This is a genomic window from Enterococcus sp. LJL120 (genome assembly GCF_054871765.1).
The window spans coordinates 375534-388802 of record NZ_JBTXLV010000003.1 but is presented as its reverse complement, the minus strand read 5'-3'; the positions used below and the strand labels follow the sequence as shown (position 1 = coordinate 388802).

Genomic DNA, 13269 nt, shown 5'->3' with positions numbered 1-13269 from the left:
ATTGAAGAATGCAAGTAGTAAGCTTGATGCATATAGTAAGGACGATAGTCACGATTATAATTGGTTTGGCAGAACATGTGAAACAGAGTCACAATATTAGTTTTGAAAGTGAAATAATAGGAAATCTTGAAGCAATATTAGACTTCATACAAAGCTTTAATATATTTATGGTTCTATTTATTATCATCTTGTAATAGGAGGTTGAATTAATGAGCAATTTATTTTCTAACCATTCTTTTCTTTCACTTACATTAAAACATAAAATACTACCTATCTATAAAACTGATGAATTTGATTTTTTTAGATGTGTTGCCATTGATGAGTGGGTATATGATTTAAATATTAGTTCTCTTCATGCGGGGAACTTAAGAGATAACGATAATGGAGGAAGATATTCCAAATTATTTCCAAATGAAAAAATTTCTTATTGGGCGGATAGTAAGTCTACTGCATTAGCTGAAATTAAAAAACATGGAGGCAACAAAAATTATTTAACCTTCCATTCGTACGATGATGCAAGCAGTAGTTTTCCTACTATGAATATTAATGAACCACTTACAATAATAGATGGTAGAGATATAGCCTTTCATGAAATCCTATTGAAAGTTGAAAATAGTGCCAATTTATCAATAAAAGAACAAGAAATAATTCAACTAATAACCGAAGAAGGTCCTGATTGTTTGGCGTATTGTTCTGTAGCAAAAACGAATGGCGTTAACTTTCTTTTTTTTGAAAAAGGATTCCAAAAATTGGCATTAAGGAAAGTGCAGCTTTATCTAGGTGAAAGAAGTAGTAAGAACAAATCTACAGTAATGTGTGCTGTTACAAGTGACTACATGCCAATAATTGAAAATTATGGAAAATACTTTAAACCTATAGCAAAAGTTGCTGAGGATAAAACTTACAAAAACACGAACGAATACAAGACACGAAAACTAAACTATGGGAAATTTATGGAAAATAGATAATGTATATATTTTATTGCTTCCAGATTTCTATTTTTGTTTTCAGATTACTATTAGCATAATCAGTAAGCTTAATCGCATCATGCAAATTAATACGCTCTACTTTGCGTTCTCCGCTTTTTAATTTTGAAATGCTAGATTTACTAATACCCGTGCCTAAAGCTATCTCATTGGCTGAATATTGTTTTAAAATTGATTCTATCTTTACTATATCAGCTATCGTTCCCAAAAACTCTCCTCCATTCATCTGAATACCATGGTAATTAAAGTGTAGTATTATCACAATCATACTAGTCAATTTATAAGGATATTTCAATAATTATTTACTCATAAAAACAATATAAAATTAAACAAGAAGAAAGTAAAAGGTCAAATTATGAACGATGTTGTAGAGAAATTCCACAAGTTTTGGAACAATGAAAATTACTCAATTAATCAGTACGATAATTATGAAGAATTTCTAAATAATGTACCTAATAAATATTCTATTTTCCATCCTGAAGATAGAACTGTTATTGAGGATTTAAAAAAAAGCAATGAAAAAAACCTCAAAATCTCTGAAAAAATAAGGCAAATGATTAATTACGCAAACGGACTTTATGATGTAAATGATAAAGTGATAAAAAACGCAGACTTAAGGCCTATAATACCGCAACCCGCTCATTTCATGGCATTAAAACAAGAAGAATTAAGAGAAATGAAGATTGTAGTTTTAACTACAAACCCTGGCTATACTCCTAGAATAGAAGATGATTTTCCGAAAGATATGATTTTTAGCCAACAACGTATGCTTAATTCTTTAAATGGAACACAAAAATATGTACCTTGGGAAAAGCCAGAAATACCTGAGGAATTTCTTAAGGAAGAAAATGGTAAGGAATATAAAGATTTTATAAAAAAATATTGGCACTACAATCATTTTGTTAATGCAGGACACTCTAAGAAACCTTCGAGCAATTCATTTAAAGCACTTAAACTTTTCGAAGATAGCAAGCATGATATAATGCAAATTGACTATTTTCCATATCAATCAAAAAGTAGTTATTCTATCCCTGACTGCTTTGTTAAAATTAATAAGAACGCTCTTAAAGATGTTAAATTGAAGTCACAAATTTACAATTTCGAACTATTAAAGTTCATGATTAAAGAAACAAAAGCAGTATTTATTTGTAGAAAATATGATTTATGGGCAGATACAGTAGGACATTTTTATAAAGAGCTTCTTGTGGACTTTGAGGATAGAGCCTTTGTATTTAATCAAGAGCAATCTGTCTATCTTTCGATAACAAGAATACGAAGTTTAGCTGAGCAAAGAGAAATAGACAATATTATAGAAAATTCGAAAAGTAAAAAAGGTGATACCTACATTAGACTAAAATCGTTAAAATCTTAAATAGTCAAGTAAAACCGATGTATTAATAAAAATACTGATGTATTAAGGGTTTAACCTCCCTCCTAATGAAAAGTTAGATTACCACCAAAGTGGCATTTTAGTTTTTCCGTGGTGTACTGTAGTGGTAAACTGAGCTAAAATAAAGGAAAGAGGTGTTAAAGTGGCTAAAAAGAGCGAAAAGCCTATTTGGGGCGATAAAACAAACGGGATTTATGATAAAAACGGAAAATATCAACTTAAAGTACGAATAGTTAATCATAATAGAGTTAAACCACTTTTTGCTAAACAAAAAAGTATTAAAGCAAACAATTTAGATGAAGCCATAAAGGAATGGAAGAAATTTAAAAAAGAGGTTCAAAAGCTATATGATGAAGAAGAAGTAAGGTTAGCAACTCGACAAGAGATAGTTAATGAACAATACTTGAATGAAAATGCTGCTGATGATTTGAAACAACTTACCTTCTATGATTTAGTTTATTACAATTCGATTGATGACAGAGGACTCCTTTGGGATAATTATCCTCAAAATGGAGATAATCCCTACTCCGCAAATTCGATTGCAAATCATAAGTCACAGTTAAAATTGATATGTAAAGACGAGTATTCCGATTTTAATTCAAAAAAGGTAATCAATATTGATGCTAAAGATGTAGAGGAACTATTTAGTAACATAAAAAGCAGAGGAGTTTCTGTTGCGACAATGCAGAAATATAGAGGTTCTTTAAACATTGCTTTTAAAGCATTAGAAACCACTATTCCATTAAGAAAAACTGGAACTAATCCTATGACAGCAATTAAAGTCGGAAGTGCTCCTAGGAAAAAGGAAAATAAAACAAGTTTAAATGTTAAAACTGAATATGGACCGGTTAAGAAGTTGCTGTTTAAACAACTCTATGAGAGTGATGAAATTAGTTCAAGAGAAGCTCTGTTTTTCTTATTTGCTCTAATCTCTGCAATGAGGCGAGGCGAAATTGTAGCATTAACTTGGGAAGATATTGATTTTGAAAACAAAATTATTCACATAAATGGAACATTAACAAAAAATGCAATAACATATGAAATAGAATTTAAACCAGAAACCAAAAGTGGAAATCAACGTGATACTATTATGAGCAGTGAATTAGTTGAAGGATTAAAATATTTTAGAGAAAAATATGGTAATGATATTATCTGGAGAGATGGTAGCGGTAAAGCACATAACCTAATTTTTAATTATGACGAAGGACAAGCTTACACTCCGCATAATTTCACTCGTTCTTGGGGAGAATTTAGAAATCAATTAATGGCAAGTGGAATTATTGAAAATCAGACTACGTTACATGATTTAAGAGCAACTGCTATCACCTATCTTTTGCTAATAAAAAAATTAGATGTTGAAGTGGTGGCAAAAATTGTGGGGCATGAAGACATCAGTATTACCTTAAATGTTTACGCAAACACACCAAAAGAACTCATTTATGAAGCTGCAATAGATTACTAATAAGATATATTAGACATCCACTTTTTCTGGTGGGTGTCTATTTTTGCTTAAATAGCTCTATAATAACGTTTATAAGGCCTTAAAAATATGCTTTTTGTATGGTTTCATGTTAACTTTTGAGAAACTATACAAAAAGTCTACATAAAAGTTAACATTTTGAACTACTTTACATATTTTTGTTTTCAGAAAACCTCTGCTATATAAAGTTAAATAACACTTTTTAAAAACGAAAACACCATCCATGGTAAAGATGAGGTCAACGGTTCAAGCCCGTTAAGTGGCTTACTAAAAAAATTACGAAACCTTATTATGCTAAGGTTTCACTCTTTAAAAAAATAGGATTTTAAGAGACCAGCACTCTTAAGATCTTATTTTTTTGTTTCTTTTTCAAAAACTGTCAGAATCAAAACGCTTGTTTCAACTTAAACAAGCGGTAAGCTTCTTTTATTTTACAAGTCAAGTAAACCCTTTCCTTGCCTCTTCTCTTTCTTCTCTTAAATTGATAAAATAAAAGAGTACCTGTTATAGAAAAAGGAGGAAAATAAATGAAAAAGTATTTGGGTGTCACTTTAGGGATAACACTTCTCATGAGCCTTGGTGGCTGTTCAAATCCGTCAGAATCATCTTCAGGCTCTTCAGTAGCAAATTCTAGCAGCTCTTCTAGTCTCCCTACTACTGAAGAGAGTACAGCCGATAGTTCCATGTTGGGGGAACCGGAGATCTATGAGACAGACTTTGGTACATTTGAAGTCGCAATACCCGCTGGGTGGAAAAATGTCGATCCTAGTGAGTTTTCTGGGGATGCAGATATTGCCTTTGAAAATGCTGTAGAGTATGCGTATCTCAATATTTTAAGCGAAAACAAAGAAGACTTTGCAAGTTTCACCGCTTATAAAGAGCTTGTTTACCCAAGCTTAGTTGAAGGCTCTGAAAATCTTACCGAAGAAGAAGTTAGCTACAATAATTTTTCTGGAACTCGTTATCGTTTTGACTATCAAACTGAAGATGGTCTTAATACTTCGTTTATCACCGATATTTTAGACGGCAATGAATATTACATTCAAAGTATCTCGTGGACTTCAAAGAGCGGAATTAGTGAAAACCAAGCCGAAATGGTAGCCATTATGGAATCTTTAACAGAAATTCCAGCTAGCGAATAAGAAATAATTTAAAAAATTTGCCGGAATGGGGTTGAACAAAACCTGAATTGAGTTGAATAAAATATCTTCTCTGAGTGTCTGGCAAAATTATCAAATTTACCAATATTCCGTAAGCCCTTGCTATATTGCAGGGCTTTTTTCTATCCGCAACTTTCCTTCAATAACCGCAGCTTTATCCAAGCTGGCTATTCCCCTTTCAATCATCTTCTCTTATACTTAACTCAATAGTCTTAAAACGGAGGCCCTCATGAAAAAAATTTTACTTGTGGAAGACGACAATGGCATCAATAAATTGTTAACTATTTTATTAAAGGATACTTATCAAGTGGTAAGTGCTTTTTCCGGCACTGAAGGTTTGTTGCAGCTTAATCAGCAGAGGTTTGATTTGGTTTTACTTGATTTGATGCTGCCGGGACTCAGTGGTGAGGAATTATTGGAACAACTGCCGCCGCAACAGCCGGTCATCATTATTTCAGCTAAAAAAGACGTCAGTGATAAAGTGAAACTACTTAAACTGGGCGCAGATGATTATATCACGAAGCCCTTTGACCAAGCAGAGGTTTTAGCTCGGATTGAAGTGCAGCTACGAAAAAATCAGCCTGTCAGTCAAAATAAGCAATTGACTTGGCGGCAACTGACACTTTTTAAAGAAAAGCATCAGGCGTTTATTGAAGAACAGCTACTGCAATTAACCAATGCCGAATTTGATATTTTAGCTTTATTGATGGCTCACCCTGAGGAAGTCTTTTCAAAGGGAAAAATTTACGAGGCTATCTGGCAGGGGACCTATTACGGCGATGACAACACCATCAGTGTTCACGTCTCTAATTTACGAAAAAAAATTGCTCAAGTGACCTCTGAAGAATACCTTAAAACCATTTGGGGCATTGGTTTTATGCTTGTCTGATTGGCTTTATGATTTCTTTATGATTTGCTTAAATTATATTAAAAGGACATCCCTTATAGTAAATGTATCAAGTAAAGGGAGTGAAAAAATGAAGATTATTCAGACGCAACATCTCAGCAAAGTTTACAAAAACGGTTCGGGGATTACCGATATTAACTTCACTTTAGAACAAGGTGAGATCTGTGGCCTAATCGGCAAAAACGGGGCCGGCAAATCTACTCTGTTCAAATGTTTAGCGGGGCGCACAGCAGCGACTGAGGGGAGCTTTCAATTATTTGAAAGTAGCAACCTGACCGGTAAACGCCATAAAATGAGTTTTCTAATTGAAACTCCAGCCTTTTTCGATGATTTTACAGCCACCCAAAATCTTGAATATTTTCGCCGGCAGCGGGGCATCACCAATCAAAATCGCGTAGCCGAAGTGATTGAAATTGTCGGGCTTAGCGATGCCCGCAAGAAAATTTTTGCAGAATATTCTCTGGGGATGCAACAGCGGCTAGGAATTGCCTTAGCCCTTTTAGCCAATCCTGATTGTCTTGTGTTGGATGAACCGATTAACGGTTTGGATGCCCAAGGAATTAATGACTTTCGCCGGTTATTGAAACGGCTAAATCAAGAACAACAGATTACGATTTTAATTTCCAGTCACATTTTGGTGGAGTTAGAGTTGTTAGCCAATCGTTTTGTCTTTTTGCACCAAGGAAAACTGGTGGAGGATTTATCCCAAGCCGACTTGTTAGCAAAAACCCGCAAATCGTTACAGCTTCAGGTGGATAATCCTAGCCATGCGGTCCAAATTTTAGAACGCAGTTATTCTGATATTCGCTACCAAGTGTTGCCGGATAATTGGCTGATTTTAGAAAATCATTTGGAAGAAAGCGGCACAATCAACCGTTTATTGAGCCAAGGAAACATCACAGTCGAGGAAATGCATAAAAGCGGCGGCTCTTTAGAGGATTATTTTTTGAATTTAGTGGAGGATGAAAAATGATGAATTATTTAACTAGCGATATCTACCGACTTTTGAGAACCCGCAATTTTTATGTGGTCAGCGGCATTTGTCTTGGATTAATTGCCGCAGCTGGCTTGACCGTTTCCTTTTTTGCAAACAGCGATCCGAACTTTCCTTATGGAACCAATGCTTTTCTCTATTCCAATGTGTTAGGCTTAAGCGGTTTGGTGATTATTGTCAGCTATCTATTTGCTTTGATGCTAACCAGCCACAACCACGAAATTATCGGCCAATCAATTTCTTTTGGTACCCAGCGGAAAATCATCTTTTGGAGCAAATGGTTCTTAGCTTTAGCTGCCTTTGCGGTCCTCTGTATTCTAGCAAGCGTGTTGCTTATTGGCTTGGGCAGCAGTCTTCTTGAAGTTCAACCTCAGGCAAACTCACAGTTTTTAATTGCGCTGCTTAACACAGCGCCGCTTATTTTAGCTGCTTTTTCCTTTAGCTACGTGCTGAGTTTATTAGCAGTCAGCGATGTTGCCAACTTTATCTTAACCTTGGTAGCTTTTGGCGGAGTAGGCTCACTATTAGAACGGCTCTTGTCCTTCAATAGTTCACTGCAAGAAATTGCCGACTATTTCCCCGACCGCTTAATCGCAGATATTCTTGATGATTATTTAAACGGCAGCGGCCAGTTCAATCCAACTTGCTGGCTGGTGGGCATTACTTTAACCGTTATCACATTAGCAGTAGGCGCTTATAAATTTAAGCGAGTTGATATTTAGTTATAAAAAAGGACGTGACTTATGAGGCTAGCACTGGGCATTGCTATTTTATTAATTCTTTTTCTCCTCAGCCAAAATCTGTTAAGGCGCCGCAATATTCACCGATTAAATCAGCAGCTAAGTGAAATTCTAGAAAATTTCGGCACCAATGAATTATTGCGGACTAGCTTACCTGATGCGGCGATGAATCGCTTTTCTGAGCAGGTCAATTTATTGATTCAGCGCTACAAACTAGAGCAGCAAAGGATGCAGAAAAATAATGATGCCCTGCGCCAAGAGGTCACCAACCTTTCCCATGATCTGCGCACACCACTGACTTCAATTAAGGGCTTTACTGAGCTATTACAACGGGACTTATCTTCAGCTGAGCGGCAAGAATACACTGAGTTAGTCCTGCAAAAAGTGATCAGCCTCAATGAGATGATTGAACAGTTTTATGACCTGGCAAAAATTGAGTCTGCGGATATTCAGCTGCATTATCAGGAAATTTCGTTGCCGCAGTTATTGGCGGAAGCCGTCATGCCCTTTCAACAGGATTTTGAGAAAAGAGGTCTGACAATTACTTTAGAGGAAACAAATCTAAATCAAAAATTATTGGTAGATCCCCTCTATACCAAAAGAATTATCACAAATATTTTGCAAAATTGTTTACGTTATAGCCGCTCCTTTGTCAAAATCAGCGGCACTTTAACGGAGTCAGGGCAATTTAGTTTAACTTTTAAAAATGATACCGATTTTCCCGTACCCGATAGTCAAAAAATTTTCCAGCGGTCCTATTCGGCTGACACCAGCCGTAGTCAAGGGCAAACTGGCTTAGGTCTCTATATTTCCCGACAGTTAATAGAGCTGCAGGGAGGAAAAATAGCTGCCGATTACCAGCAGGAAATTTTTAGAATCAGCCTGACCTTTGCCAAAAACTAAAAAGCACTTATCAGACTTCAGCGCAATGTGCAGCCCTCAAAAGTTAGATCAAAAATCTAACTTTTTTGGTCACTACACAATCGGTGAAGGTCTGATAAGTGCTTTTTGCATCTCAAAAAATTGCCAGCGGATTGACCAAGGACTCCTATCTGCTGGCAATCAGTCTACTTATTGGTTTTCAATCGCTGCTCCGACAAACGCTTTGATTAGTTTTTGCGGGCGATTTGGTCGAGAAATTAATTCTGGGTGGAACTGGCAACCCACAAAGAATTTTTTATCCGTAAGCTCGACAATTTCAACTAAACGATTATCCGGTGAAACGCCTGAGAAGGTCATACCGTTATCTTCAAAGATTTGACGGTAGCCGTTGTTAAATTCATAACGATGGCGATGACGTTCCTGTACAACCTCTTCATTGTCATAAGCGGCAGCTGTTTTGGTATTCTTTTTAACTTTACAAGGATACAATCCAAGGCGTAAAGTACCACCAAGATTTTCAATGTTCTCTTGGTCAGCCATTAAGTCAATAATATTGTTGCTAGTATCTGGATTGGTTTCTGTTGAGGCAGCATCAGCTAACCCTAAAACATTGCGGCCAAATTCAACACAGGCCATTTGCATTCCTAAGCAAATACCCAAGAATGGAATATCATTTTCCCGTGCATAACGAATGGCTTCGATTTTCCCTTCAACACCCCGGTCACCAAAGCCACCAGGTACTAAAATTCCATCGGCATCCTTCAATGTTTCTGCAACATTTTCAGCGTTGATATCTTGGGCTTTAATCCATTGCAAATCAATGTCTGCGTCATACGCAAAGCCAGAATGCTTCAAGGCTTCCACAACAGAAAGATAGGCGTCTGGTAATTCAACATATTTTCCGACCAGAGCAATTTTGACCGTTTTCTTCAAGTTTAGCACACGTTTTTCCAGTTCCCGCCATTCAGTCATGTCGGCCTGCGGTGCATCGATTTTCAGATGGTCACAGACAATCTGATCCATATTTTGCGCTTGTAAAGCTAATGGAATTGAATACAAAGTTTCCACATCACGGGATTCAACTACAGCTTCTGGTGCCACATCACAAAATTGAGCTAATTTATTTTTGACATCTTGCGAAACTGGTTGTTCGGTCCGCACAACTAAAATATTCGGTTGAATTCCTAAGCCCCGTAATTCCTTGACGCTGTGTTGCGTTGGTTTAGTTTTCATTTCACCGGCAGCTTTTAAATAAGGAATCAAGGTCGTGTGGATGTACATAACATTATCTGAACCGACATCGGCCTTCATTTGACGCAGTGCTTCTAAAAATGGCAGCGATTCAATATCGCCGACAGTCCCGCCGACTTCAGTGATAATCACGTCTGAATCAGTCATCTTAGCAGCCCGCATGATTTTTTCTTTGATTTCATTGGTAATATGGGGAATGACTTGGACCGTCGCGCCTAAGTATTCTCCTTTGCGTTCTTTGCGCAGGACTTCTGAGTAAATTTTCCCTGTGGTAACATTTGAATACTTGTTTAAATTAATATCAATAAACCGTTCATAGTGACCTAAATCTAGGTCCGTCTCCGCACCATCATCTGTTACAAAAACTTCTCCATGCTGATAAGGACTCATTGTCCCGGGATCGACATTGATATAAGGATCAAATTTTTGAATCGTCACCTTGAGTCCGCGATTTTTTAACAAGCGGCCGAGTGATGCTGCGACAATTCCTTTTCCAATTGATGAAACAACGCCGCCTGTAACAAAGATGTATTTGGTCATAAGTAGTAATGCTCCTCTTCTTTTCTTTGGTAGGAAAATTTATTAAAAATAGAAAAGCCCCCCATTCAAATGAACAGGGAGCGTGAATTCAAAATAAATCTTGACCTCTTTAAAGGTGCCCAAACAGTATAATACAAGGTTGGTTTTCGAAAGTCAAGCAGGGATTTAAACTGCTAATCTTTTGTTAAGAAATTTTCTATCAGGATTTGTCGAGTCAAAGCAACTCTGTCAGATTATATTTCGCTAAATTTAAATCATCAGCAATCGCTGCCACTGTCAATTTTCCTTGCCATAAATTAACGCCTTTTTGCAGAGCTAAATCGGCTTTTAGTAATGTTTCCAAAGGCTGATTGGCTAAACGTAAAACGTAAGGCAAAGTTAGATTGCTCAGGGCATAGGTTGCCGTTTGGGGTACGGCCCCCGGCATATTGGCCACTGCATAATGGACCACGCCTTCTTTTGTATAAGTCGGCTGATCATGGGTCGTCACTTCGCTACCAGTTTCAAAAATTCCCCCTTGGTCAATCGCCACATCAACAATTACAGAAGCATTCTCCATGCCGGCCACCATTTCTTTAGAAACCAAGGTTGGCGCTTTATGATTAGGAATTAGCACCGCCCCAATCACTAAATCTGCCCGTTTTAAAGCCGAAGTCAAATTGGCTTGATTAGAGACTAACGTCTGAATTCGCTGATTGAAATTATTTTCTAAAGCCTTTAACCGTTTGATATTTACATCTAAAATCGTGACCTCAGCTCCGAGACCCAAAGCAATCTGAGCTGCATTTTCACCGACAACGCCGCCGATGATGACAACTCGGCCTTTTCTAACGCCAGGAACACCGGCTAATAAAATTCCTTTACCGCCGTTAACTTTTTCTAAATAATAGGCGCCAATTTGCGCTGCCATTCTACCGGCAATCTCACTCATCGGTGTTAAAAGCGGCAAGGCCCCATCTGCTAATTCAACACTTTCATAGGCGATGGCTGTGACTTTCTTTTCAATCAAAGCCTCTGTTAATTGCTGATTGGCCGCTAAATGCAAATAGGTGAACAGCAATAAATCTTCCCGGAAAAAAGCGTATTCGGCGGGAACAGGCTCCTTCACTTTGACGACCATCTCCGCTGACCAAGCCGTTTGACCATCGGGAACAATTTTACCTCCTGCTTTTTGATAGTCCTCATCGGTAATGCCAGAAGCCAATCCTGCATTGGTTTCGACTAATACCTCATGGCCCTGATGCACCAATTCATAGACTGCAGAAGGCGGCAGCGACACACGGTTTTCGTTGTTCTTAATTTCTTTAGGAATGCCAATAATCATTTTCCCTTCACCTCTTCATTTCAGTTTTAAACGCAAAAATTAAAGCGCTTACCATCTTTCTTCTATTATAATATATTTTTTATTTGTCAAAAGAAAAATGAGAACTTTGCTATCAGAAATTAGCAGATGATAACCCTTTTCTTTTTTTTCCAGTACAGTAGGCTAAATTTATTTTTTATAATTAGACAGTTGACACAAGTTCGGCTTTTGATGCCACAAAAAAACCATTAGGAAGAAATACCCTTCCTAACGGTTAAACTAATGATTAATATAATTCTAAGTATTGGTCAACTTCCCATTCAGAAACTGTTTGACGGAAGCTCGCCCATTCTAAACGTTTAGCTTCAATAAAGTTATTGGCAATGTGTTCGCCTAACGCATCTAAAACGATTTGGTCTTTACGCAAAGCTTTAACAGCGTTGTGTAAAGTTGAAGGTAGGTCAGAAATTTGTGCTGCTTCTCTTTCTTTTTCATCCATCACATAGATGTTGCGGTCAACTGCAGGTGGCGGTGTTAATTCCCGTTTGATTCCGTCTAAACCAGATTGTAGCAAGACTGCCAAGGCCATGTAAGGATTAGCAGATGGGTCAACTGAACGCAATTCTAAACGAGTGGATAGACCACGAGATTCAGGTACCCGCACCAATGGAGAACGGTTGCGGCCAGACCAAGCAACATAAACTGGTGCTTCATAACCTGGTACTAAACGTTTGTATGAGTTAACAGTTGGGTTACATACTGCAGTGAAAGCCCGCGCATGTTCCAACAAGCCGCCTAAGAAATGGTATGCAGTTTGGCTCAATTGCATTGGACCATTTTCATCGAAGAAGGCATTGCCATCCTTCGTAAATAAAGACATATTACAGTGCATACCTGATCCATTAATCCCGAATAATGGTTTTGGCATGAAGGTTGCGTGCAAACCGTGTTTGCGAGCAATTGTTTTTACAACTAATTTGAAGGTTTGGATATTATCACATGCTTCTACTGCGTCAGCATATTTGAAATCAATTTCGTGTTGTCCTGGAGCAACTTCGTGGTGAGAAGCTTCCATTTCAAAGCCAAGGCTTTCTAATTCTAAAACGATATCGCGACGACAATTTTCTCCTAAGTCAGTTGGCGCAAAGTCAAAGTAGCCACCTTTATCATTTAGGTCCATCGTAATTTCGCCGTCTTTATCTAACTTGAATAAGAAAAATTCTGGTTCAGGTCCTAAGTTGAAGGAAGTGAAACCTAACTCATGCATGTCAGTTAAAGCCCGTTTTAAATTGCCTCGAGGATCACCGGCAAATGGAGTGCCATCTGGATTGTAAATGTCACAGATTAAGCGCGCAACTTTTCCATGATCGCTTTCCCAAGGGAAGATCATCCAAGTGCTTAAATCTGGGAATAAATACATGTCGCTTTCTTCAATCCGCACAAAACCTTCAATTGAAGAACCATCAAACATCATTTTATTTTCTAAAACTTTATCTAATTGGCTGACGGGAACTTCCACGTTTTTAATTGTTCCCATAATGTCAGTGAACATCAGGCGCAAGAAGCGCACGTTTTCTTCTTCAACAATTCGTTTAATGTCGGCTGCAGTATAATCTTTTTTTGGCATAATATCCCT

Annotated in this window: 12 protein-coding genes; 8 read left to right on the top strand and 4 right to left on the bottom strand. The window is 37.4% G+C overall.

The window, feature by feature from the left end:
• The first annotated feature begins 209 nt into the window (after positions 1 to 209).
• A complete protein-coding gene (locus ACYSNU_RS07105) occupies positions 210 to 968 on the top strand; it encodes a hypothetical protein (protein ID WP_461736481.1) in 759 nt (252 codons plus the stop codon).
• A gap of 10 nt (positions 969 to 978) precedes the next feature.
• Here ACYSNU_RS07105 and ACYSNU_RS07100 read toward each other — a convergent pair whose 3' ends face one another.
• Positions 979 to 1194, bottom strand: coding sequence for a hypothetical protein (locus tag ACYSNU_RS07100; protein ID WP_461736480.1), 216 nt, complete (start codon positions 1192 to 1194; stop codon positions 979 to 981).
• Between the two features lie 147 nt (positions 1195 to 1341).
• Between ACYSNU_RS07100 and ACYSNU_RS07095 the strand changes: the two genes are divergently transcribed.
• The 7 genes from ACYSNU_RS07095 to ACYSNU_RS07065 all read left to right on the top strand — a co-directional run bounded on the left by ACYSNU_RS07095 (position 1342) and on the right by ACYSNU_RS07065 (position 8560).
• On the top strand, positions 1342 to 2358 hold the full coding sequence (locus ACYSNU_RS07095) for a hypothetical protein (protein ID WP_461736479.1): 1017 nt from the start codon (positions 1342 to 1344) through the stop codon (positions 2356 to 2358).
• Between the two features lie 160 nt (positions 2359 to 2518).
• Positions 2519 to 3838, top strand: coding sequence for a tyrosine-type recombinase/integrase (locus ACYSNU_RS07090; protein WP_461736478.1), 1320 nt, complete (start codon positions 2519 to 2521; stop codon positions 3836 to 3838).
• A gap of 545 nt (positions 3839 to 4383) precedes the next feature.
• Positions 4384 to 4998 (top strand): hypothetical protein, encoded by a 615-nt coding sequence (locus ACYSNU_RS07085; protein WP_461736477.1) that lies wholly within the window; start codon positions 4384 to 4386, stop codon positions 4996 to 4998.
• Between the two features lie 247 nt (positions 4999 to 5245).
• The gene (locus ACYSNU_RS07080; RefSeq protein WP_461736476.1) at positions 5246 to 5905 is read left to right on the top strand and encodes a response regulator transcription factor; all 660 of its coding nucleotides are present in this window, start codon (positions 5246 to 5248) and stop codon (positions 5903 to 5905) included.
• An 88-nt stretch (positions 5906 to 5993) separates the two neighbouring features.
• Positions 5994 to 6896 (top strand): ABC transporter ATP-binding protein, encoded by a 903-nt coding sequence (locus ACYSNU_RS07075; protein ID WP_461736475.1) that lies wholly within the window; start codon positions 5994 to 5996, stop codon positions 6894 to 6896.
• The gene (locus ACYSNU_RS07070) at positions 6893 to 7639 is read left to right on the top strand and encodes a hypothetical protein (protein WP_461736474.1); all 747 of its coding nucleotides are present in this window, start codon (positions 6893 to 6895) and stop codon (positions 7637 to 7639) included. The genes ACYSNU_RS07075 and ACYSNU_RS07070 overlap by 4 nt, the downstream gene beginning before the upstream one ends.
• Before the next feature lie 21 nt (positions 7640 to 7660).
• On the top strand, positions 7661 to 8560 hold the full coding sequence (locus tag ACYSNU_RS07065) for a sensor histidine kinase (RefSeq protein WP_461736473.1): 900 nt from the start codon (positions 7661 to 7663) through the stop codon (positions 8558 to 8560).
• Positions 8561 to 8728: 168 nt separating this feature from the next.
• Here ACYSNU_RS07065 and ACYSNU_RS07060 read toward each other — a convergent pair whose 3' ends face one another.
• The 3 genes from ACYSNU_RS07060 to glnA form a co-directional block, all read right to left on the bottom strand.
• Positions 8729 to 10330, bottom strand: coding sequence for a CTP synthase (locus ACYSNU_RS07060; protein WP_461736472.1), 1602 nt, complete (start codon positions 10328 to 10330; stop codon positions 8729 to 8731).
• A gap of 214 nt (positions 10331 to 10544) precedes the next feature.
• Positions 10545 to 11654: an alanine dehydrogenase gene (gene ald / locus ACYSNU_RS07055; protein WP_461736471.1), complete on the bottom strand. Its 1110-nt coding sequence runs from the start codon at positions 11652 to 11654 to the stop codon at positions 10545 to 10547.
• 265 nt (positions 11655 to 11919) lie between these two features.
• Positions 11920 to 13260, bottom strand: a complete 1341-nt coding sequence (gene glnA / locus ACYSNU_RS07050; RefSeq protein ID WP_461736470.1) for a type I glutamate--ammonia ligase — start codon at positions 13258 to 13260, stop codon at positions 11920 to 11922.
• Positions 13261 to 13269: the final 9 nt, after the last annotated feature.